At 44.7% G+C, this 22,576-nt stretch carries 18 protein-coding genes and 1 tRNA gene; 14 read left to right on the top strand and 5 right to left on the bottom strand.

The genetic code is table 11. The features are described 5' to 3' along the window. Window positions 1-403, bottom strand: a 403-nt coding sequence (locus tag VM802_RS20415; RefSeq protein WP_325533984.1) for a helix-turn-helix transcriptional regulator, incomplete at its 3' end; no start/stop codon positions are given. 174 nt (window positions 404-577) lie between these two features. Between VM802_RS20415 and VM802_RS20410 the strand changes: the two genes are divergently transcribed. The 7 genes from VM802_RS20410 to VM802_RS20380 all read left to right on the top strand — a co-directional run bounded on the left by VM802_RS20410 (window position 578) and on the right by VM802_RS20380 (window position 11,247). Next, window positions 578-1,408: a helix-turn-helix domain-containing protein gene (locus VM802_RS20410; protein WP_325533982.1), complete on the top strand. Its 831-nt coding sequence runs from the start codon at window positions 578-580 to the stop codon at window positions 1,406-1,408. Between the two features lie 305 nt (window positions 1,409-1,713). After that, the gene (locus VM802_RS20405; protein ID WP_325533980.1) at window positions 1,714-5,736 is read left to right on the top strand and encodes a DEAD/DEAH box helicase; all 4,023 of its coding nucleotides are present in this window, start codon (window positions 1,714-1,716) and stop codon (window positions 5,734-5,736) included. Between the two features lie 177 nt (window positions 5,737-5,913). Then, complete coding sequence (locus tag VM802_RS20400; RefSeq protein WP_325533979.1) at window positions 5,914-8,697, top strand: outer membrane beta-barrel protein; 2,784 nt, start codon at window positions 5,914-5,916, stop codon at window positions 8,695-8,697. Window positions 8,698-8,700: 3 nt separating this feature from the next. Then, on the top strand, window positions 8,701-9,447 hold the full coding sequence (locus tag VM802_RS20395) for a GLPGLI family protein (RefSeq protein ID WP_325533977.1): 747 nt from the start codon (window positions 8,701-8,703) through the stop codon (window positions 9,445-9,447). Window positions 9,448-9,556: 109 nt separating this feature from the next. Beyond that, window positions 9,557-9,808, top strand: coding sequence for a hypothetical protein (locus VM802_RS20390; protein WP_325533975.1), 252 nt, complete (start codon window positions 9,557-9,559; stop codon window positions 9,806-9,808). A gap of 232 nt (window positions 9,809-10,040) precedes the next feature. Continuing rightward, entirely contained in the window at window positions 10,041-10,580 is a 540-nt protein-coding gene (locus VM802_RS20385; RefSeq protein WP_325533973.1) for a hypothetical protein, read from the top strand. Between the two features lie 130 nt (window positions 10,581-10,710). Further along, complete coding sequence (locus VM802_RS20380; protein ID WP_325533971.1) at window positions 10,711-11,247, top strand: AAA family ATPase; 537 nt, start codon at window positions 10,711-10,713, stop codon at window positions 11,245-11,247. Here the strand turns inward: VM802_RS20380 and VM802_RS20375 are convergent. Next, a complete protein-coding gene (locus VM802_RS20375; protein ID WP_325533969.1) occupies window positions 11,242-11,685 on the bottom strand; it encodes an acyl-CoA thioesterase in 444 nt (147 codons plus the stop codon). The two genes, VM802_RS20380 and VM802_RS20375, sit on opposite strands and share 6 nt — an antisense overlap. Window positions 11,686-11,884: 199 nt before the next feature. Between VM802_RS20375 and VM802_RS20370 the strand changes: the two genes are divergently transcribed. Then, window positions 11,885-11,969: transfer RNA gene (locus tag VM802_RS20370), tRNA-Ser, on the top strand. 845 nt (window positions 11,970-12,814) lie between these two features. On the opposite strand, the gene VM802_RS20365 is transcribed toward VM802_RS20370, so the two are convergent. Next, complete coding sequence (locus VM802_RS20365; RefSeq protein WP_325533967.1) at window positions 12,815-12,970, bottom strand: hypothetical protein; 156 nt, start codon at window positions 12,968-12,970, stop codon at window positions 12,815-12,817. 718 nt (window positions 12,971-13,688) lie between these two features. On the opposite strand from VM802_RS20365, the gene gap reads away from it, so the two are divergent. Beyond that, complete coding sequence (gene gap, locus VM802_RS20360) at window positions 13,689-14,702, top strand: type I glyceraldehyde-3-phosphate dehydrogenase (protein ID WP_325533965.1); 1,014 nt, start codon at window positions 13,689-13,691, stop codon at window positions 14,700-14,702. Window positions 14,703-14,707: 5 nt separating this feature from the next. Here gap and VM802_RS20355 read toward each other — a convergent pair whose 3' ends face one another. After that, complete coding sequence (locus tag VM802_RS20355; RefSeq protein WP_325533963.1) at window positions 14,708-15,925, bottom strand: hypothetical protein; 1,218 nt, start codon at window positions 15,923-15,925, stop codon at window positions 14,708-14,710. Between the two features lie 525 nt (window positions 15,926-16,450). Here VM802_RS20355 and VM802_RS20350 point away from each other — a divergent pair. Genes VM802_RS20350 through VM802_RS20335 form a run of 4 tightly spaced genes read left to right on the top strand, consistent with a single transcriptional unit; the run spans window position 16,451 to window position 19,091 of the window. Continuing rightward, window positions 16,451-16,912 (top strand): hypothetical protein, encoded by a 462-nt coding sequence (locus tag VM802_RS20350; RefSeq protein WP_325533961.1) that lies wholly within the window; start codon window positions 16,451-16,453, stop codon window positions 16,910-16,912. A 43-nt stretch (window positions 16,913-16,955) separates the two neighbouring features. Beyond that, the gene (locus tag VM802_RS20345; protein WP_325533959.1) at window positions 16,956-17,627 is read left to right on the top strand and encodes a hypothetical protein; all 672 of its coding nucleotides are present in this window, start codon (window positions 16,956-16,958) and stop codon (window positions 17,625-17,627) included. Beyond that, window positions 17,620-18,423: a sensor histidine kinase gene (locus tag VM802_RS20340; RefSeq protein WP_325533957.1), complete on the top strand. Its 804-nt coding sequence runs from the start codon at window positions 17,620-17,622 to the stop codon at window positions 18,421-18,423. Before VM802_RS20345 ends, VM802_RS20340 begins: the two co-directional genes overlap by 8 nt. Further along, the gene (locus tag VM802_RS20335; RefSeq protein WP_325533955.1) at window positions 18,420-19,091 is read left to right on the top strand and encodes a response regulator transcription factor; all 672 of its coding nucleotides are present in this window, start codon (window positions 18,420-18,422) and stop codon (window positions 19,089-19,091) included. The genes VM802_RS20340 and VM802_RS20335 overlap by 4 nt, the downstream gene beginning before the upstream one ends. Before the next feature lie 8 nt (window positions 19,092-19,099). Here VM802_RS20335 and VM802_RS20330 read toward each other — a convergent pair whose 3' ends face one another. Beyond that, window positions 19,100-19,987, bottom strand: coding sequence for an AraC family transcriptional regulator (locus tag VM802_RS20330; RefSeq protein ID WP_325533953.1), 888 nt, complete (start codon window positions 19,985-19,987; stop codon window positions 19,100-19,102). 623 nt (window positions 19,988-20,610) lie between these two features. Here VM802_RS20330 and VM802_RS20325 point away from each other — a divergent pair. Continuing rightward, the gene (locus tag VM802_RS20325; RefSeq protein ID WP_325533951.1) at window positions 20,611-22,572 is read left to right on the top strand and encodes a thiamine pyrophosphate-binding protein; all 1,962 of its coding nucleotides are present in this window, start codon (window positions 20,611-20,613) and stop codon (window positions 22,570-22,572) included. The last annotated feature ends 4 nt before the right edge of the window (window positions 22,573-22,576 follow it).

The raw sequence follows: 22,576 nt of genomic DNA, 5'->3' as shown, positions 1-22,576 counted from the left end.
CGTCCTTTTCCAACTTGTTACCACGTTCAAAAACACGTTGTATGACAGCGCGTTTTTGTTGTTGCCAATCTATTTTATTGATCCTGGTATCCCAGAATAACGCGGGTCTGAGCCGGGCTAAATCCGGGTGGCGCTTGTCTTTTTGCTGACGCTTTAATTCCTTTATGTCATAGAATACCTTTAAAGTCATAAAAAAGCCCTCCTCTATATCCAACGCTTGTTCAATCTTCAGTGCCAGTGCTGTATTCATGTTTCTTTTGCCCTTCGTGATGGCACTCAGTGTCTGGGGAAATTCATTTATTGAAAGCGCAAAAGGTCCCTTCAGAAGATTTCTTTTCTTCAGTTCTCTTTCCAGGATAATACCCGGATGTACCCCTTTTAATATGGAAATGTCATCTTTCATTGTTCCTCAAATATAAACATTATTGCGTAAACAAATTTGTTTATAATTGATAATTTTACATTGATTCTTATACAATTATTTATTTTTTTTGATTAATATGGATGGCGATGCGATTTAGCTCTAACAATACATTTCCATTTAATTTACTATTTTGGTAGCAGTAGACCCACAGCCATGATGAGGACCCAGGTATTTCCCATACATCCTGCCCTGCAGGAATTTGTTGGCAGCATAAAGATAATCAGCGCCGACTTCACAGACAGCAACGCTCTTTCCAGCGTATATCGTTTCGTCCCTACGTATCAGCGGTATATTATGTTTTATATTAAAGATCCACTGCGAGTACTCAGGGGAGAAGGTAGTACCTATGCTACCAAATCGGCCTCCCTGACTGTTGGACCGCTAGAGAGATCGGTGATGCTGGACATGGGAAAACATCACCTTGCATTGGGGGTGGCTTTCAAGCCCGGCGGGCTTTTCCGGCTGCTGAATATTCCTATGTCTGAAATGTATGAGCAGGATTTTGATACACAGCTTTTGCTGGGCCGCGAAATTGACGATGTAAACTGTCAACTCAGAGAAACATCAGACTGGTATGAGATGTTCCGGATCGTGGAGAAATTTTTGCTGAAGAAGTTGTCCCGCCTCAAACCAACCTTGTCTATAGATCTGGCGATGGATGAACTGGTGCGCAGTGCCGGCAGCATCCCTATTGAAAGAACAGCGGCAGACGCCTGTCTCAGTGTACGCCAGTTTGAAAGAAAGTGCCTGGAAAGAGTTGGTATGACCCCCAAACGCTATGCACGCCTTGTCAGATTTTGCCGGGCCTATCATCTGAAAGAACTGAATCCCCAGGCTACCTGGACTAAAATAGCCTATGACAGCGGCTATTATGATCAGATGCATTTTATCCGTGACTTTAAAGAGTTTGCCGGTATTACGCCGTCCTTCTTCAACGAAGAACAGCTGATCACAACGGTGCGCCTTCATAGTTACATGGATTAACTGCTGTTGGAAAATGTCGCTTTTGTACTATGCCTGATTCATATCTTATAATAATTTTACATTCTCTCCTTTCGCCAGGATAGAAGAAATGTTTGACAACCATGTTTGTAGCTCCAAAAAAGTATTTAATTAGTGAGGAATGAAAATCTACTCTCTCAACTGTTATAAGGGAATTGTTTTTTACATGGCGGGCCTGTTACTACTCGTTGTTTTTATTGCAGGCGCCGTCACTCCCTTTCTTTCCCCGGGTTTCCATTACATCAGTCTGGCTAACCTACCTGCAAAAAATACCTTATTTTTAAGGCATGATCAAGGAAGCCTGGTTTCTGCAACAGTATGCGTCGCAGCCAGCAGATGCGAAGCTGGTAATGGATATTCTCTCCCTTTATTTTTACCCGGTAGATAAATATTCATTGTTTAATGTAGTCAACACAGTTGGCAAAATTTCCCGTAAAGAGCTGGATGATATATTGCAGCAACTGCAGCAGGGAGGACTGGTGCGGTTGAATGTTTCCGGTAGTTACATACTGCCGCCGGAGCTGAACCTGGGGCTATTCCCGGTGAATATTACCAATGAAAGATATACGGTGGTACTGCAACAGACGCGCCAGGTGATACATGCATTCTATAGTATCAGTATTCATATGCAGGAGCTGCAACAGTTGCTCATCAGCTATTTCACCGGCGATCGTTACCTGCTTTCGCTGCCGGTAAGAAGAATGGAATTGCAGCTGGATGCCTATCAGCCCTGGTTGTCGTACATGTTGTTCTTTCCGGTGTACAGCGCCTTGCTGCAACTTTTCAGTGCAGCGGCTTTTGAGCGGATCTTCACTTACGCTGTAAAGTTCAGTATGCTGAAAATGCCGCCGCTGGCGGAGCTGGAGGCCTTCAGCCGGCAGCAGTCCTATTCACTTCCTGAACCGGGAATGTTACAGGGACAGCTGGCTATCCCTGATACAGATATAAATGAAGATGATCTTTTTGCAATGGCGGTGGTCTGGCTTTACAGGCAGTCGCCGGATAAAGCGCTGACCTTTTTTGAAAAGGGAATCAAACGACAACGCCAACAAGATAAAAAGCACAGCATTCCGTTGTCCCCGCTGTTTGCTTTCTACTACGCCTATACGCTTACGCTGCTGCCGGGAGAGAAGGGTAATCCTGTTATTACGAAGATCACGGCGGCCTATGAAAAAAAGCTGACGCCTTCACTAACGCCGGCATTGTGCATGCTGCATTTTCACGCGGGCCGGAAGGAGAAAGCGGAAAACCTGCTGGTAGTATTGCTGGAGGCCAGGGAGAGCAATCTATTGTGTTTCCTGGGGTTATTGTGTCTGAGATTGTTTTGCCCGCAGAGCCGCCTGGTGTATACGTTTCAACCGCTTGCTTCCACTTTGCTGCGCCTGGCTGCGCAGCATCACTACCGGTTGCTTCTATACGAGTACTTGTACCTATTGCGGGATGAAGGCTATGGCGGGTATGAATCCGACTACCGGGAAGCGGAGAAGATAATAGCAGATCCGCCGGTGGCATCTATGATGCAGCAGATGCCGGAATGGGAAAGGCTGCTTAATACCCTGCTAGGTGCGGATGCGAATCTGAAGAAAGGTAAATACATTCCATCGCTGCGGCTGGTGTATCTTATAGACTTTGATCACTACAGGATACAACCGGTTTTACAAACATCGTTGGCAGGTGGCGGCTGGAGTAACGGGAGGGCTGTAGCGCTTAAGAAACTGAAGGAAGGAAAGGCAGAGGCAATGGTGGAGCAGGATCTTCGTATAGGTGCTACTATTCAGAAAACGCATTACTTTAATCACGACGGAGCGTCCTATACTTTCGATGACAGGGTTTGGGAGGAAATTGCTGGTCATCCGTATTTATTTGCGGCTGATGATCCCACCGTGCCGGTGGAGATCATGAAAGGCGCGCCGGAGCTGATTGTGAACCAGGCTGGCAGGGGGTATACATTCAGTACCAATATCACGGATTATTCCAATGAAACAATATTCATGCGCGAAACACCGGTGCGGCTGAAGGTGATTAAGCTGACAACCCAGCAGCGGCGCGTATTGCAGACGCTCTCGCAGATACCGGTGGTTCCGCCGGATGGTAAGGAGAAGCTCATGCAGGTATTGAGAACAATAGGGGCGCATATCACTATTCATTCAGATCTGAGTGGAAGTAGTATCAGTTTGCAGAAGCGCGTTGGAGACTCCCGTATTGTTGTGCAGTTGCTGCCGCTAGGGGATGGTCTGAAGGCGGCCTTCTTTGTAAAGCCATTTACTTCAGATCCTCCTTACTGCAAACCCGGAGAGGGGGCGCAGCATATCATCGGCATCAGCAACGGAGAGCGCTGGCAGGCGGTGCGTGACCTGGAGCGTGAACGAAACAATATGACTACCCTGCAAAACCTTGTATTGCAATTGGTGCCGCAGGAGCTGGCAGATGACGCCATCATTTTTGAAGATCCGCTGGATGCCTTGGAATTGCTGGAGATCATCCGTGCAAATGTTGATATTGCGAGGGCGGAATGGCCGGAGGGCGAACGTATCAAAGTACGTGGAGAAGCGGGTTTTCAGCAGCTCAAGCTGGGGGTGAGGGAAAAAGGGCATTGGTTTAGCTGTAATGGAGAACTGGCGGTTGATGAGCTGCTGGTGCTTTCTCTGAAAGAGCTACTGGATACCGAGCGTATGGTGCAAAAACGTTTTGTAGCACTGGGCAACGGGGAATTCATCGCCCTGGAAGCTGGTCTCCGTAAGCGTTTACAGGAGCTATCAAGTATTGCGTTTAAGGATCAGCAGGTACTTATTCCGCGCTTTGCAGCACCGGTATTGGATGAGTGGCTGGAACAGGCGGGGAGTGCCAGTACTGACGCGGGTTGGAAGACATTTATACAACAGCGTGTTACTGCTTTGAATTTACAGGCTCCCGTTCCAATTACTTTGCAGACAACGTTGCGACCCTACCAGGAAGAGGGTTTCCGTTGGATGACTCACCTGGCTGCATGGGGAGCGGGCGCCTGCCTGGCGGATGATATGGGCCTGGGGAAAACCATTCAAGCGATCACTATGCTCCTGTACAGGGCGAAGGACGGGCCGGCGCTGGTGGTATGTCCTGCGTCTGTGCTTCCCAACTGGGTGGGGGAGCTGACACGCTTTGCACCATCGCTCAATATTGTATATCTGCAGCAGGGGAGGAGAGCGGGGACCCTGAAGACTGTCGGGCCTTTTGATGTGGTACTGACCACCTACGGCCTGCTGCAGTCGGAATCGGCGTTGCTGTCGGCGGTCCAATGGACTACTGCTGTGCTGGATGAAGCTCATACCATCAAAAACTATCAGACTAAAACATCAAAAGCTGCGATGTCGCTACAGGCAGCATTCAGGTTGATGCTAACAGGAACGCCTATACAAAATCATATGGGTGAAATCTGGAACCTGTTCAACTTCCTGAATCCGGGATTGCTGGGTAGCCTGCAGCATTTTAATGAACAGTTTGTTTTCCCGTCGGTCAGGTATCCTGATAGTACGGTGAAGCAGCATCTGAAAAAGCTGTTGGCGCCGTTTATCCTACGTCGTACCAAAACGGCTGTGCTGGATGAGCTTCCACCGAAAACAGAGATCATGAAACTGGTAACGCAATCTGCAGAGGAATCTGCCTTCTATGAAGCATTGCGCCGTAAAGCCATTGAGAATATCCACGCGTATGAAGGCAGTGGTCTGGGGCAGCAGCGGATGCGGGCAATGACAGAGCTCAGCCGCTTGCGTATGGCCGCCTGTCATCCTAAAATGGTTGATACAGAAAGCCAGATTGGTTCTTCGAAGCTGGAAGTGTTTATGGAGATTGTACAGGAGCTGATCTCCAACAGCCACCGGGCCCTGGTGTTCAGCCAGTTTGTTCGGCATCTTGATCTTGTCCGGGAGACGTTAGATGGCATTGGAATCAATTATCTTTACCTGGATGGCTCAACATCGTTGGCACGAAGAGAAACGCTGGTAAAGGATTTTCAGGGAGGTAAAGGGGATCTGTTCCTCATCAGTCTCAAAGCCGGAGGGCTCGGACTGAACCTTACCGCCGCCGATTATGTGATACATATGGACCCGTGGTGGAACCCGGCAATAGAAGAACAAGCATCGGACCGTGCATACCGTATCGGACAATCAAGGCCGGTGACCATTTACAGGTTGATTGCAAGGCAGACGATTGAGGAGAAGATCATAGACCTGCATCATAATAAACGCGATCTCGCAGACCGTCTCCTGGAAGGAACGGATCAATCTGCCAAATTAAGCGCACAGGAACTGATGGAACTGATCAATAGTTATTAGTACGGGATACGATTCATGTTGGAACACGGAAACCATAGCTATAGGCCATATAACCTACTTGATAAATAGACTGCACTTTAACAGTTTCTTATCACTGCGCTATTATTTTATTTAAATTTTATTATAGACATTTATCGGCATATACCGAATGAATGTAAAATCTGTAGTTTCCGCACAATGAAAAAATTATTATCTCTCCTTTGTTGTTTAACCGTTATTAATTTGTGTTATGCCCAGAAGGCTGTAGTGAAGGGAACAGTGCTAGACACACTTAATCACGTTAAACTCTCTAACAGCGTAGTTGCGCTGCTCAATGCAAAAGATTCCATACTGTATCGGTTCACCAGAACTGATGAATCAGGCCAGTTTAAACTACCTGACCTGAAAGCGGGGAAATATCTCCTTATGATCTCTTATCCGGCATTTGCGGATTACGTTGAACCGTTAATGTTATCTGATACTTCTGCTGTGTCCCTTGATAAGCTCATGCTTACCCTGCGATCCAAACTGCTACATGAAGTAGTGATTCAACAGAAGGTAGCGGCGATCAAAATAAAGGGAGATACAACAGAATTCAATGCGGACAGTTATAAGACGCAACCTAATGCCACGGTGGAGGATCTGTTGAAGAAGCTGCCCGGTATCCAGGTGGACAATAAAGGACAGATAACGGCGCAAGGGCAGAAAGTTAAGAAGGTGCTGGTAGATGGAGAGGAGTTTTTTGGTGATGATCCTACGCTCGTTACCCAGAACCTGCGCGCTGATATGGTGGATAAAGTGCAGTTGTATGACAAGAAAAGTGACCAGGCTGCTTTTACTGGTGTGGATGATGATAAGCAGGCCAAGACCATCAACCTTAAACTGAAGGATAACAAGAAAAATGGATACTTCGGGAAAGTGAAGGTAGGCGCAGGAGACAGGGGATTTCATGATAATCAGGCGCTGTTGAATATGTTTAAAGGGAAACAGAAATTCTCTGCATACGGGTTTGTTTCCAACACCGGTAAAGCTGGTCTTAACTGGAATGAACGGGAAAAGTACGGCGAAAGTATGGCAGATATGGCTACCATGGATGCTTCAGGAGATATGTTCATCAGCTTCTCCCAATCCGACGACCTCGTAAACTGGGATGGTAACTATTCCGGCAGGGGTTATCCGCTGGTGCAGACCGGAGGGTTGCATTACAATAACAAATGGAACCAGGACAAGCAAAACATTAACGGCAACTACAAACTGATGCAGTTGTACGTGGATGGAAACAGCACTGAAGCGGTACAGGATATTCAACCTGGCAAAATCTTTTACCGTAACTCGAAAGAAGATTTCAGGAATAATATTCTCCGCAATCGTCTTAACGGGTCCTACGAAATACAACTGGATTCCTCTTCTTCGATAAAAGTTAATGTTGACGGAGGACTGGACCATAAAGTGAGTGGCAGCCAGTTCGGGTCCAATGTATTGGCACAGGACAGCTCCCTGATAAACCGGAACGGCCGCACCGCGACCTCTGTAACGGATATGGGGACATTGAACAGTAACCTGCTGTGGCGGAAGAAACTGAAGAAGAAAGGCCGCACACTCTCTCTGAATGTATCTGAGAACTACAGCAAAACTACCGGAGACGGATATCTGAATTCATTAACAGAATTCTTCACAGATAACAAACTCGATTCTACGCAGTCGATCGATCAATATAAAACCAGAAATAACGAAAGTATCAACATCAACACAAACCTTACTTATACAGAGCCTTTATCGCTGGCCTCTACGCTGTTGTTCAACTATGGGATCAATATAACCAACAGTCATTCCAACAGGAACTCTTTCAACAGGGGAGCTGGTGGCAAGTACAATATGCAGGATACCACCTACAGTAACGATTATGCATTTAATATGCTTACGCACAGGGGAGGCGTCTCTTATAATTACTTTAAAAAGAAGCTGCGTATCAGTTTGGGTACGAATGTTGGCCTTACGGGGTATGAGCAGCAGGATATGTTCAGGAATCAGAAGCAGCGCCGGGACTTTGTAAACTGGTATCCGCAGGCGAGCATCCGATATAACTTCACGCAGCAACGCCGTCTTGGTTTAAGTTATAACGGTAATACGCAACAACCGTCCATTAACCAGCTGCAACCGTTACGGGCCAACGAAGACCCGCTAAATATTGTGATTGGAAACCCTAATCTGAAGCCTTCTTTCCGGAATAACTTCTGGCTGAGCTATTCAGACTACAAGGTGATAACAGAGCGCAACCTGTGGCTGTCGCTGAACTACAGCACCGAAACGGATGCCATTGCGTCCAATACGGTTATGACAGAAGATGGTAAGCGTACTACACAGGCTATCAACGTTAACGGTAACCAGAATGCGGGGATTAATATGAATATGGGGTGGAAGGTGAAGGGCACTGAAATACGGGTGGGGTATAATGCCAGCGGCAACTACTTCCGGAATGTAAGTTACCTGAATAATCTGCAGAACGTTACACAGGGTACTAATTCCAGCGTGAGTTTATACTCTGGGTATTCCAAAGAGAAGAAGGTGGAGTCATGGCTTGAATTACAGGCTAATTATACGTCGAGTCAGTCGTCCATACAGAAATCGGTGCAGACCAATTACTGGACTTTCAGTATCAACCACGACATGGAGCTTTACCTGCCCTGGAATCTGAGGTTGCATTCACAGCTGAATTACAACATTCGTCAGAAGACATCTGTATTTACCACGAACAACAACGTGGCACTCTGGAATGCTTATGTGGCAAAGAAATTTGGCAAGCAGGATGCATTTGAAGTGAACTTTTCTGTGAATGATATTCTCAACCAGAACATTGGCTTCAGCCGTTCTGCAACCAGCAATAATATTACACAGAGTACTTACAGCACAATCGGCCGTTACGGTATGTTGTCTTTTATCTGGAACTTCAACAAGGCAGGTGGAGGCGCCGTTAAAAACTAATTTATGAAGCAACTGTTCTTTTATATACTTATTTTATCTGGCTTCGCTGTCAATGCGCAGCATGCCAACTTCGTGAAGCAGGGACGTATTGAGTTTGAGAAGAAACAAAATATGCATGCCATGATGGATGCTATGTGGTCGGGCGAAGACAATTCGTGGAAGGAATTGCAGAAAAAGGAAACACCGAAGTTTAGAACGGATTATTTCGATTTGTATTTCTCCGGTAACACTACTTTCTACAAACCGGGAAAAGAGAACCCCGATAATATGAAGGGGCGGGAGTCCCCGGCAGATCAGAATATTGTTTATACGAATCTTCAGCAGCAGCAGAGCACTGCGCAGAAGAAAGTATTTGAACAAATGTACCTGGTGAGCGATTCCGTTCGTAATATCCGTTGGAAGATTACCGATGAAACCCGCAATATTGCTGGGTTTGACTGCAGGCGTGCCAATGCTATTATTATGGACTCCATTTATGTAGTGGCATTCTATACGGATATGATTGTTACCCCCGGTGGGCCTGAGTCCTTTACAGGATTGCCGGGTATGATACTGGGTATTGCATTGCCTCATGAGCACGTTACCTGGTTTGCTACCAAAGTGCTAGTGGATGATGTGAAGCCCGATACGCTGAAAGCCCCGGCCAAAGGGAAGAAGGTCAATAATACGGAGCTCAAGGATAACGTTGGCAAAGTGATGAAATCATGGGGTAATTTCGGTAGTGTATTTATGAAGCATATTCTGCTCTGATCGTCCAGTTAACAAAATTTTATGATAATGGTTTCTTAAAATGGCCGCCCAGTGTGCCATTGAGGAACCATTTTTGTTTTCGGGTACACTGAACCAAAAAAATTTAACCATGGCAAAGAAAAGCAAAGCGGCAGTAAAGCAGGAAATCCAGGATCTGGCTATCGGTAACTACAAGAGCTATCCCGGTGAATATGCATCTACAGATGAGCAGGCGTTTGATAATATCAGGTCATTGGCTAAAGGCTACTGGGATTCCCGTGAGAACAAAGAAGTAGCACGTGATGAGCAACTGGACATTCGCCAGGAGGATTATCAACAGTGGACGATAGAAGCCCACACTGCATTTATGAAAGCAAGTTAATTTTCAGGATATAGCTTTTAGCCTTCAGCCAGGGCCTGGTCCGTGGCGCCGAAGGCTAAAAGCTAATTCCTTTCCCGTTAACTCCCCATTAACACAACCATTTCCCCCTTCTTTACGTTAATATAAGTACAACGAACTGGTAACTTCAACAACTATCAACACCCTCAAGGACACCTCATCGCATGGGCAGTTTTTTTTAAGGCAATCGGCGGTTATATAAAATCTTTCGGTTATGAAAAGCGTAATATTTTTACTCATAATGCTGGGTACAGCATTACCTCTCTGCGCGCAGGAACCTGATTCCCCCTTATCTTTCAACACCTCTTACAATAAAGAAGAAGATCTGGTAACAAAGATTTTCGGCAAAAACAGGTTGTTGCTGATCTCTGAGTTTCTTAAGATATCGCCAGTGGAAGCCAGGAGCTTTGAAGAAGCTTTGCTGGAGTATGAAGAAGAGAAAAGCCCCTGGTTTACAGAAAGGATGACTTTACTGAAAATGTATAATGAAGAATTTTCTTCACTGGATGAAAGGAAGATGAACTCTCTTACCAAACAGTTCATGAATAATGATCTCGATTTTTCCCGCTTGCAGATGAGGTATTTCCGGCGGATGAATAAGCTGCTGGGGGCTACCAGGGCTGCGCAGTTTTTTCAGTTGGACAATTACCTGGAACAAACTACCAGGGCCTATGTACAACATCAGCTGCCTTTTATAAAAGAGCTTGAATCAGACCGGCAGAGTAAGCAGAACAAACCTGTTGCCACCAGGTAATCGCCGTTGCATAACTATCGTATAACCGGCGTCGTAGCATTTTAAATGGCGCAGGTTCCGTATCTTTGTGATGCTACACAGCGACGCCATGCGTTGCTTACTCCTTCTGATTTATTTCATGTAACAGTTTATGATCACAAAGAATGGGTATGTCCTCACCGGCGGGCCGGGAGGGGGCAAGACTACCGTTATATCTGCATTGCAGGATATGGGGTATGCAACGGTGGCCGAATCAGGCCGTAATATTATACAGGAACAGGTAAGCGTGGGAGGGAATGCCTTGCCGTGGGGAGACACGATGCTATTCAGGGATAAGATGCTGGAAGCAGCGGTGCGTGACTATAGCAGTTGGGGGCATCAGCCAGGGCCGGTATTCCTGGACAGGGGTATCCCTGACGTTATCGCCTATACGAAACTTACCGGTATGCTATTATCCGCAGATATGCAGGCATTGGGAACCCGGTTCAGGTATCATCCGCATGTATTTGTCTTTCCACCCTGGGAAGATATTTTCCGGGGGGATGCAGAACGGAAGCAGTCTTTTACGACGGCTGTACGTACCTATGAAGTGATACGTGAAGTCTACGCTGGTTATGGCTATGAACTGATCACGGTACCGTGCGTGCGGGTAGCGGAGCGGGTAGCCTTTATATTGAGTTGTTTATAGTGCTACTGGTTCTTCCACGAAATCGCTGCTGCGCGGGATCGCTTTGAAGTTCGTTTGCAGTTCATCCGGTAGGGTGGTGAGTTTACGTTTCAGCACGTCGATCCAGGCGCCGTCTACTATCACTATGGCGGATTTAGTGCCGTCGCCGCGGTAGATTTCATGTCTGATGGACCAGCGGGAGCCATCGGTGCGGCATTTTGTGAGTTCACAGGTTACCTGCACACGGTCGTTGGGGCTTATTTCGCGGAGGTATTGCAGTTCTTCGCGGAAGAGGATCGGACCTACTTTCAGTCTGGCAAATACGGAGGCTTCGAGTCCTACATGATCCAGCAGGGCGAGCCTGGCCTGTGCGGCAAAGTCGGCATATGCAGAGTGCCGCAAATGCATGTTGGCGTCTATCTGTGACCATAATACTGGTCCTTCAAAAAAGATGTTCATCTTTAAAATTACTGAAAATGAGGATAGACTGCATTGGATGTATTGTGATTATATTGTATGTGTGTATCCCCTTGCCATGGGGCTTCTTAGGAAATATTTCACCTGAAACGGGTGATGCTGCGTATATCCGGTAAAAAAAATATTAAAAAAAGTGCAACAAATTTTTTTTTAAATCATTACGTTTTATAATTTCGCACCCGGAGAGATGGCAGAGCGGTCGATTGCGGCGGTCTTGAAAACCGTTGACTGTTAAAGGTCCGGGGGTTCGAATCCCTCTCTCTCCGCAAAATGTGATACAAAAGTTCATTATTGAATTTTGTATCACATTTTTAGTTTTAAGATGGTATTTATCAGATGTTTGCGATTTGAAAAGCGGATTCGATAGAGTTATTTTGTATTGAGATTTTTTCTGATCATCATTTCTGATACCCATCTTTTTTTACTTATAGATATGATTATTAGTGAGTTAGGAATAGTTGAAATAACTCGTTAATCATGTGCGAATTGACCAAAAAGCAATAAGTGTAAGAGATTCGAACCCCGATTAATTTTTCCCTTATCAAGAATCTTACAGCCACTAAAGATTTGCGGTTGCAAAACGAGCGAATTCCATTAGGAAGTTAAATACGTTGCGAGCAGATGTTTTTGTAATCATATGGCCTTTTGTGTTTTCAATGTCGGTTATCTGAGCTATGATCCCGGCCGCATAGGTATCATCAGTATTTCTTTTTTGAGTATCTGTATCGCGTTTTATATCCTTAACTGCTTTTAAATTGAATACTGTCGATACTGATTGATTGACAATATTACCAATCTGTTACGGCTATGTATATACGAGCTGTTAATCTGTTGTTAAACACATTTCATTATCAAGGAAAAAAAGAGAGTAACATCCTCACATAAGGCATTCACAGCGGTAATAATAAGCAGAAACTGTCTTAGTAAGATCATGATATGGTACGACTGGTCATTACTTTGTGTATAAAGAATATAAAATTTAAATCACCACTTAAATTATTCCTTCAAAATGAGAAAAAAAATAGCTCAAGTCGTAAAGACTTGAGCCGGATCTTGGATTTTTAAAACGCCAATTCTATGGCTAAGCAAAACACCCGAAAATTCCCGGGTATTAGAAAGGGTCCAATCGCAACTTGGCCCAAACTATTTTTAAATCACCACATAAAACAGGTTCAGATATACCTGAAGTGGGGTGTTCAATATCTGAATTGGCTATTTCTAAATAGCCGATACCATCTCCATCTGCATCGGAAACAAGTTTTATCATTCCTTAACTGGCTTGTGAGATGCCTTATTCAACTATTGTACATCACTTATCTTGCCTCTAAGATATGGAGTTTAATACAATTTCATTAGCTTAAACATGCATAGTTGAACAGTAAAAATAGGCCTGATTGAGAGATCAATCAGGCTTCTTTATTGAGATAACAATAAAGATAACGAAAGTGTTTAATCAAATCATTGAATACAATAATTCAGAAGTAATTCTTCATTTGAGCGGTGGATTTCACATACATTTTTTTCACAGTATTGGTGAGCGTCAAAATAAAATCACAGTTGATAATCCCTATGCAATAATCTCAATTATTATAACTCATTTCATCGAGGTCGTTGATTGAATCAGAATGACAAATATGATACACACGTGTTAATACCTGCGTACTATGATTAACAAAAAATTAACAACGTAGGTGTAGCAATATTGTTTGCCTATATTAAAATACCCTCCTCCCTGGTGGAGTGAGAATAAAATATTTTTAAATTTATGTTATTATGGAAAATGGAATATTATAAATAATAGAGAGCCTTAGAGTATTAGATCTTAGCACATACCCAGTATAGCCATGCCAATACAGATTAGATAAAAACCAAAGTGACTGTGGATTTAGCCTTGAAGGCTTTCCTTATTAAGGAGACTTTCCGCTAAAAGAATTGCTGCTGTGTTGCACACAATTCCTAACTTTGCGGGTTACAACTATATTAATATGAGAATAGCTATTAATGGATTTGGGCGTATTGGCAGGATATGTTTGCGCATGTTACTGCAGAAAAAAGGAATCGAAGTAATAGCAATCAATGATCTGGCAGATACGCCAACATTGGCGCATCTGTACACTTACGATTCTGTACATGGGCCATACGAAGGAGAGGTACATGCTACCGCTGATGCATTGGTGATTGATGGCAAATCTATCCGTGTTCTGGCACAGCGTGATCCACTGGAATTACCCTGGGCAGAACTGGGAATTGACCTGGTCATTGAATCGACCGGTAAATTTACCAGCAAGGCTGCTGCGGAGCTGCATTTACAGGCGGGCGCCAAACAGGTGATCGTATCGGCGCCATCACCGGACAAGGATATTCCTACTGTTGTGTTGGGCGTGAATGATCATTTGATAGACCTTACGTCTCCAGTATTGTCCAATGCATCCTGTACGACAAATAACGTGGCGCCTATGGTAAAAGTGCTGGATGATAACTGGGGAATTGTAGATGGTTACATTACCACTGTACATTCTATGACAGGGGATCAGAACCTGCACGATGCACCGCACAGAGACCTGCGGAGAGCGCGTGCGGCATCCGCTTCCATTATACCTACTTCAACCGGTGCAGCCAAAGCCATCACCACCATCTTTCCACACCTGGAGGGTAAAATGGGAGGGGCGGGCATACGTGTCCCGGTTTTGAATGGGTCACTTACTGACTTTACCTGCATTCTTAAAAAACAACCTGAAAGCGTTGGTGAAATTAACGCCCGGTTCAAAGAAGCAGCTGCAACCTCTATGAAAGGAGTACTGAAATATACAGAGGCGCCTATTGTATCTGTAGACGTTATAGATAATCCTTACTCCTGTACTTTCGATGCTTTGCTGACTTCTATCGTAGGTGACCTGGTAAAAGTGGTAGGTTGGTACGATAATGAGTTTGGATATTCTAACCGTCTGGCGGACCTCGTGGTACGTATTGCCGGACTCAGACAACAGGAAAGTAACTAAACTGATTATTTCTTTTTCCTGAAATTATCCAATATCTGGTGCATCACCGCCGCATCGGCGGTGGTGCAGTGATCTTTGCGCAATCGGATGCTGACCCACAGGTCCTCATCAATCACGCAATATCCGAACATGGTTTTTTGATTGATGGTATTTCCGCGGTCATCTTTTACAATATCATATTGCCTGAACATAAAATCGGCTGTATAATTCCCCCAGTGTTGCTCGTTCGACTCGTATTTTATTAGTCCCTGGTCAACGCTGCGGGAGAAGAACGACATGGCGATCAAAGGACTGTTAAATGGAATGCGGGGTATTTGCCCATTCTGCTGTTTGAGGATGCTCACCGCGTCTTTGGTACTTTTCTTTATGGTATTTATTTCGTCGGGTGTGAATTTGTTATAGAGCACGCTGAAATCTATGCCCTGACTACTGACGCCGTACACCATGTAATCTGCCACGCCTCGTTTCATCGATGAAAATTTTATATCCAGATTTGCAGTTGTCAGGAGTGTGCTGTTTGCCCGTCCCGGATACATGAAGGAGAGAGCTTTGGGTTCTGGTAGCTGCTGGCTGTTATCTGTACTTGTGCTGACAGTGAATTTCAGATAGTCGATGGAAAGGGCTGTGTTTTTATTACAATAGTAACCGATATTGTAGAAATTTGTAGCCGGTAAGCTAACATTGAACACCTCGTGCCCGTTAATATAAAACCGGTGTTTCCCCTTTGTATCCTGAGTGATGCGCAGCATATTGTAGTCTTGTGGCTTAATATCGGGACAAGCCGTCCAGTCTTTAATGATTATCATATCCTCATCAACCTTTTGCTGGATTGAAAAGGCCCCATTTTGGTTGATGAGGAAACTGTATTCATTAAAGCCTCCTGCCTTATTTTTTTCCGCATTCCACATGATCCCTATCATACTGTTTGCTGCAGCTATAATTTTCACCTTCAGTTCCATGCCGTCCGGTTTTTGTTGAAACCAGTCTTCTATATTATAATGTATTGCCCAGAATTTGGCGTACTTGGTGGCATCCATGATAAACTGACCGTTTTCTATTTTTGTGAAAACGATATTTTCATGGTTGACCAGGGACCAGTTCCTGCTGTTATCATCGAATTCCTCATCTGTAATAATGACATTGCTCTGAGCTGGAAGCGTATGCTGCGCGGTAGCTGTAAAGTATGAGAGTATAACTGCGGTGATACAAATAGATAGTCTCATATGATTAATGGGGTAATGTGACAGGTAAAAATCAGGGTAATTACTGCGATGGTAATGCAGGAGCGCATTTCTAATGTGGAGAGGCAATGGGTATCCGATAAGCAGATACTCATTGCCAGCAAAAGTTTCAATGCATTCACGGTAAAGGGTTTATTGTATACCATTAACCATACTATAAACCCTCTTCTGGTTATGGCAGTAACTTGAGACGGATGGTGAACGGGGCGTCCCTTGTTGTCATCAAATAAAGCTCCTATACAATTTAGTTCCCATTACTTTGTTCAATTTCACTGATTAAGGATGGAGCGGAAAGAATAGCATACCGTGTTTTCACGGTATTTCAGGATATTTTAACGGTACAGACCTATTGTGGATCATTCTTGTACCCCTTGCCTCCATTGTGTTTGACGGGTACCGTTATTTTCCTGTTGTATCGGGGTGACCGGTTGACACCTGACGACTGGTTCATAGAATGTTTAAATTCATATTCACATCAAATATTGTTCATTTTAAAAATTAACCTCTATGAACTTTCTAGAAGTATTGCGTAGTAAGAAGATTTCTGCTACTGAAGCGCAGAAAACTCTCGAGAAGAGAGAGGAAATTACTGGTAAGATGGAACTTGTGCTCAAGGCGTTTACCGATGCCACAAAGGTTGATCAAGTCTGCGCTTATTACCAGAATAAAAGTAATGGATATCTCTTTGAGACGAGTGACCTTTTGGAAATTATTAATGGCGCGAAGTATGTAATGATTATTCTTGGAGCGCACTTAAAGAAAGAGAAACCTTTTAAAGAAGGTGATCCGACAGTGATGATTATCCCTTGTGAGGCACCTGAAACGAAAAATCAGGACAAAGATGGCAGAATTATATTGATGGCGAAGAATAAGGAGAATGAAGTGGGTCTTGAACACCCGCCTTCTTCTGTTGTAGGTAAAGTAGAAGGTAATCAGCTCACTTTCGAATTTGTCAAACTACTTTCGTAAATTGCTTAGACGAGCACTGTACCCCAAAATCGTCTATTACCTTATGCAATTGCAGGAAGCATTAAGTACCCTATCTATCTGGTGCGTGGTGATGCCACTGCTCACAGGGTGCCGGTACTTCAGGATGCTGAATGCAGATTCCAGAATTATAGTGGGGGTGGTAGCCCTGGCTGCCATCCCGCAGTTACTCAGGGCTTATATCGATTCAGGCGCCCTGTTAAATGTTACCTATAATCTTTATACGCCCCTGGAGGTTGTATTGTTATACAGCTTGTTCAGTAAAAGAATAGTGCAACGTAACCGCAGAAGGATCTTTATTGTAACCGCTGTTTTTTCCTGTATGTCTTACTTTATGCTGACTGCCTGGTATGGAATATCTTCCCGTTTTATTAATGAGGCGGTAAGCATCAACGATCTTATTTATACAGGTTGGGCACTGCTCGTGATCCTGGAACAATACGAAGTGGATGAAGGCGGGATTAATATCCGTACTCCTTTCTTCTGGTATCTCACTGGATTAATACTATATGCTCCCTGCACGATGCTTGTTTTTTCTTTATGGCGCTATATCAGGCTGCATCCTGATGCTGTTATCGCCAATATATGGATCATCCAGAGTATTTTCAACATCACCATGTATCTGCTGTTTACGATTGGAATATTGATGGATCATGAGGAAGGCAGCAGGAAGAACCCGACTACTGATTATGAATAACGATATTATTCTGAGTATAGTTATGGCTACGTTGCTGTTTCTGCTGATGATCTGTTTTATCATCACTTTCTGGATGATACACAGGCACAGAAAGGCTATGCACATACAAGAAAAGGTACAGCTCAGGACTGCTTTTGAGCAGGAGCTACTTCGCTCTCAACTGGAAATAAAGGAGCAGACGCAGAAGAATATTTCACAGGAAATCCATGACAACATCGGACAGGTGCTGAGCCTCGTAAAACTGAATATCAGTACGATGAGTATAGAAGAGCCACTGGTACTGGAAGCGAAGATTACCGACTCCAAGAAGCTGTTAGGAAAAGTGATACGGGATCTGAGAGACCTTTCCGCCAGCCTGGATACCGATATGATCGCAGAGAAGGGTCTTAGCGCCGCGATTGAGCACGAACTGGAAGTGGTAAAAAGAACAGGCGTGTATACAGTCTGTTTTTCTGTACATGGGCCCTTCCCTGTTGTGGATACAACCAGGGAACTGATTCTGTTCCGGATTTTCCAGGAAGCGTTGAACAATGTTATCAGACATGCCCGCGCCACAGCAATTGACGTTACCCTGGAACGTACTGCCGATGGATGTCTGTTGGCGATCGCAGATGATGGGCATGGTTTCGATGAGAACCGGGAAAAAGGCAGCGCGAAGCATGGAATGGGGCTCCGGAATATGCGTAAGCGTTGTACGTTGATAAATGCTTCTTTCTTCGTGGAAGCAAATATTCCGCATGGTACTGTAATTAAGATTGTTTATCCCGATCCCACTTCTAAAAACATCGACCTATGAGCACCAAAATCAATATTGTACTGGTAGATGATCATGTATTGCTGCGCAATGGGCTTGCAAACCTTATTGTGAGCTTCGACAGTTACACGATGTTATTTGAAGCCAGTAATGGTAAAGACTTCATCCGGCAGCTGGACGAAGCGCGATTACCGGATATTGTATTGCTGGATATTAATATGCCGGAAATGGATGGATACGAAACCTGTATCTGGTTGAAGGAACATCATCCATCGGTAAAAGTGCTGGCCCTATCGATGTATGATAATGAACAGGCTATTATCAGGATGTTTAAGGCCGGTGCAAAGGGATATATCCTGAAAGATTGTGAGCCGTCGGAGTTACGGGCCGCACTGGGTTCCATTGCCGGCAAAGGATATTATTACTCTGAAATGGTTACCGGGAAGCTGATCCATTCTATCAATGAAAGCGACAGGGATGATAATGCTTCCCGGCAGATCAGTCACCTCAATGACCGTGAAATTACCTTCCTCAAGCTTGCCTGTACTGAAATGACTTACAAAGAAATTGCAGATAAGATGTGCCTCAGTGCAAGAACGATTGATGGTTACCGCGACAGCCTGTTTGAAAAGCTAAACGTTAAAACAAGGGTAGGATTGGTTACCTATGCTATCAAGCATGGCATTGTGTTACTGGACAAACTTCCCTGAATCCTGTCTCAGCTGATCTTCCTGGAGCGGTAGGCAGCAGGCGACATACCCATTACTTTAGTGAACATCCTCGAGAAATAGTACTGATCTTCCACGCCCAGCTTATGCGCTATCTCTTTGATGCGGAGATTGGTGAACAACAGGTATTGACAGGCTTTCTGTACTTTGAGATGCGTCAGGTATTCTATGGGCGAGAACCCTGTTTTCTTTCTGAAGAGAAAAGAGAAGTGCGAAACGGATAAGTTCACTGCCCGGGCGATCTGCTGTAGTGTTGTCATTTCATCTATATGGTCCCGCATGTAATTGATGGAGATATTGATAGCATCGATCTGCTTCTCATGACCAGCAGCACGGTTATAGTTCTCGTGGAAGACATAGGACGTAAGGAAATAAGGCAGGCACATGTTAGCCTGACAAAGGTTATCGATGCTGTAGCCCATTTCCAGGCTGGTATACATATTTTCAAATAGCTGTATGCGGCTTTCCCGGAAGTCTACATGGCCTTTGTAGCTGTTGTTTTGGGAGAGCAGGAGTTCCAGGAATGCATGCGTGGTGCTGCCAGTAAAGTGTACCCAGTATATTGTCCAGGGTGATTGCTCGTCGGCGGCATATTTGTGGTAGGTGTCAGCAGGGATGATAATGAAGTTACCCCGTTGTAACTGGTATTTGTCTTTTTTGATCTGTACTTCACCCTCCCCCTCGAGTACATAGATAAGGATGTGCTGTGCGCTGCCATGGATCCTTTCCCGATAGTGATAGCGGGCTTTAGGATAATAGCCGATGTCTGTAATGTATGCGCCGGCTATCAGCGGATTGCTGCTGCAATGTTTGGTTAGTATAGCCTTCGGCAATACAATAGCCCGTTGGCCTTCAAAACCGTCTTTCTTTCTTAGCATTGGTTGACAATATAAAAATCCATCACGGGAATTACTCTCTCGTCAAAGATATAAAAAATGCAATATAAAATATAGTGTTGAAGATTGTAAGCGGGCAGTCTGAAGACAGGATTGTCTTTGTTTATATTGGCATCTGACCGGAAGAAAATCCAATTTGTTCATGGAGCCGTATGCCTGTAACCGTTATGTTTTCCCGGAGGTATAAGATTCAGATACCGGGGAAAATACCCTTATATTCATTACGAATTGTACTTTATCTTAAAGTGAAAATTATTAGGTGGTTAAGGAAATGATAATTAACTTAGAGTCCTCTTTATAGTTAGGATAAATAACCATTTTAAAAATAATCATTAATAGACTTGTAGTATTCGATTGCAACGTGTCATGGCTTGTCATAGTCTAATGGTCCGCGATTACTGATTGAGAAATTTTCCCGGAAATGATAATATTGTATAAAGCAACCAATAGCGAAGGAGGCGCGATTTCCAAGGTTTTATAGAGGACAATCTGATACGTCCGTATCCTGTGATGGTTGAATTGAAACTCCTGTAATGTCCTTGTTGACGATCACTGTCAGCAATTCCTGTGTGTACCTATTTTATAACTCCCAATCGCATTTATTTATGGCAAACATTCCCTCAAATGTCAATCGTTGGACACGTGATTATGTGTTCGATATTCTGAAAGACCTGGGTATACATTATATATTTGGTGTACCAGGCACTAATGAAATCCCTATTATCGACGGTACAAGTTATGAGGCCAACGGCGTAAAATACATTGAATGCCTTCATGAAAATATTGCTATCGGTGCGGCAATGGGATCAGCCCGTATGACCGGCAAACCAGGAGTGCTGGTAGTGCATGTTACTCCGGGTATTGCACATAGCATTGGTAATCTCTTCAATGCTTACCGTCCTGAAATGCCTTTGGTAATTATTTGTTGTCAGCAACAGAATGAGCTGGTAACGCAAGAGCCTTTACTTGCTTCCAACCTGGTGGACCTGGCACGTCAGTATACCAAATGGGCGCATGAGGTACGCACTCCTTCTGAAATACCATTGGTGCTACAACGTGCTTTTAAAGAAGCGATGGCACCACCTAACGGTCCTGTCTTTATTTCTATTCCCTGGGACTTTACCATGGTAGCTATTAAAGACACTGACAAAGTGAAAGGCGTTACGCGTATTTCTCCTCATTTCCTGGGTGATGATGTTACCATCAGGCAATCAGCACAGTTGCTGGCTGAAAGCAAGAGCCCCGTGATCGTTGTGGGTGATGCAGCTGGTTATGCAGATGCATGGCCGGAGCTACAGGAACTGGCTGAATTGATTGGGGCCCCGGTGGTATTACAAACCTTCAGCAGCGTAGCTAATTTTCCGAACAGTGATTATCACTGGCAGGGAGAGTTGCCTGGTTCACAAGCGGCTATCCAGGATGTGTTCAAGAAGCATGATCTGGCATTCCTCATCGGATTCGGCGCACAGGCACAACTGGCTGTATTCAAGTACTCTGATGGGCCGCTGTTCCCGGAAAGCCTGAAGCAGATCTATCTCACCAACAATACATGGGACATCGCGAAAAACTATTATGGTGAAGCAGCCATCTTTGGCGATATCAAAACCACACTGCCAGTTCTGAACCAGTATGTCAAGCAAAGCCCGCCACCGGGAGCTGCCGAAAGGAATAAGCTGATGATGGAAATGAATGACGCACGTGCTGCCAAGTGGGAGGCATACTTTCATACTGCACTGGAACAGGAGAAGATCTGGAGTGTTGTAATTGCCCGGGCGTTGAAAGAAGCAATCGAAGAACGCGGGCTTGTAAATAAATATGTGTATGTACACGAGGCCGTTTCCGATGGTGCGCCTTTCCAATATTACCTTCCACTGGGGGCAGGTGGCGCAAAACCAATCAGCTATTACTGTGTAGCAGGAGGATCTCTGGGTTGGTCTATGCCAGCATCACTGGGTATAAAGCTGGAGACGCAGACATCCCAGGGCATCACGCCACAACTGGTGATCAATGCTGTTGGAGATGGCTCTGCTTTATTCTATCCGCAAACATGGTGGACAGCTGCGCATGAACAGCTGCCAATCCTTTATATCATCACCAACAATCAGGAATATCATACGTTGCAGGTAGGATTGCAACAGGTAGTTGCTGCTTATGGTTCTGCGGCTGGCTATCAATGGCATCCCAAAACAATGGATCCTTCTTATCTGCGGCTGGAAAGCCCGGTAATTGACTATGTCAGCCTGGCCAAGGCATTCGGCGGGCAAACCGGAGAGCAGGTGAAAACACCGGCAGATGTGAAGGATGCTGTGGAAAAAGCTGTGGACCATGTACTCAGCAACAAAACATCCTACATCCTGGATATGCGCGTGGCACAGGATACGCCGGCGCCGCCAGCAGGCAAAGCTCAGCAAGCAACAGATGGTGTGATAAGCAGGCATTATCTGCAACAGCCCGTGCTGGACATCTTCCACAGCAACGGTGTAGAAGTGGCATTTAAAGAACCTGCCGGTTTAACCAATGGTAATGGTGCAGGACATCTGCCTGTCAACATGCCGGCTATTTTCTGATCAG

Origin of the sequence: Chitinophaga sp., from assembly GCF_035538455.1 — a bacterium.
Taxonomy (GTDB): Bacteria; Bacteroidota; Bacteroidia; order Chitinophagales; family Chitinophagaceae; genus Chitinophaga.
This window is presented reverse-complemented; position numbering and strand designations above follow the sequence as displayed.

What these genes read in the sequence shown, in the direction of transcription:
- VM802_RS20410 (WP_325533982.1), top strand. Translation starts at nt 578, where the DNA reads ATGATGAGGACCCAGGTATTTCCCATACATCCTGCCCTGCAGGAATTT.
- VM802_RS20405 (WP_325533980.1), top strand. Translation starts at nt 1,714, where the DNA reads ATGATCAAGGAAGCCTGGTTTCTGCAACAGTATGCGTCGCAGCCAGCA.
- VM802_RS20400 (WP_325533979.1), top strand. Translation starts at nt 5,914, where the DNA reads ATGAAAAAATTATTATCTCTCCTTTGTTGTTTAACCGTTATTAATTTG.
- VM802_RS20395 (WP_325533977.1), top strand. Translation starts at nt 8,701, where the DNA reads ATGAAGCAACTGTTCTTTTATATACTTATTTTATCTGGCTTCGCTGTC.
- VM802_RS20390 (WP_325533975.1), top strand. Translation starts at nt 9,557, where the DNA reads ATGGCAAAGAAAAGCAAAGCGGCAGTAAAGCAGGAAATCCAGGATCTG.
- VM802_RS20385 (WP_325533973.1), top strand. Translation starts at nt 10,041, where the DNA reads ATGAAAAGCGTAATATTTTTACTCATAATGCTGGGTACAGCATTACCT.
- VM802_RS20380 (WP_325533971.1), top strand. Translation starts at nt 10,711, where the DNA reads ATGATCACAAAGAATGGGTATGTCCTCACCGGCGGGCCGGGAGGGGGC.
- VM802_RS20375 (WP_325533969.1), bottom strand. Translation starts at nt 11,685, where the DNA reads ATGAACATCTTTTTTGAAGGACCAGTATTATGGTCACAGATAGACGCC.
- VM802_RS20365 (WP_325533967.1), bottom strand. Translation starts at nt 12,970, where the DNA reads ATGATAAAACTTGTTTCCGATGCAGATGGAGATGGTATCGGCTATTTA.
- gap (WP_325533965.1), top strand. Translation starts at nt 13,689, where the DNA reads ATGAGAATAGCTATTAATGGATTTGGGCGTATTGGCAGGATATGTTTG.
- VM802_RS20355 (WP_325533963.1), bottom strand. Translation starts at nt 15,925, where the DNA reads ATGAGACTATCTATTTGTATCACCGCAGTTATACTCTCATACTTTACA.
- VM802_RS20350 (WP_325533961.1), top strand. Translation starts at nt 16,451, where the DNA reads ATGAACTTTCTAGAAGTATTGCGTAGTAAGAAGATTTCTGCTACTGAA.
- VM802_RS20345 (WP_325533959.1), top strand. Translation starts at nt 16,956, where the DNA reads ATGCAATTGCAGGAAGCATTAAGTACCCTATCTATCTGGTGCGTGGTG.
- VM802_RS20340 (WP_325533957.1), top strand. Translation starts at nt 17,620, where the DNA reads ATGAATAACGATATTATTCTGAGTATAGTTATGGCTACGTTGCTGTTT.
- VM802_RS20335 (WP_325533955.1), top strand. Translation starts at nt 18,420, where the DNA reads ATGAGCACCAAAATCAATATTGTACTGGTAGATGATCATGTATTGCTG.
- VM802_RS20330 (WP_325533953.1), bottom strand. Translation starts at nt 19,987, where the DNA reads ATGCTAAGAAAGAAAGACGGTTTTGAAGGCCAACGGGCTATTGTATTG.
- VM802_RS20325 (WP_325533951.1), top strand. Translation starts at nt 20,611, where the DNA reads ATGGCAAACATTCCCTCAAATGTCAATCGTTGGACACGTGATTATGTG.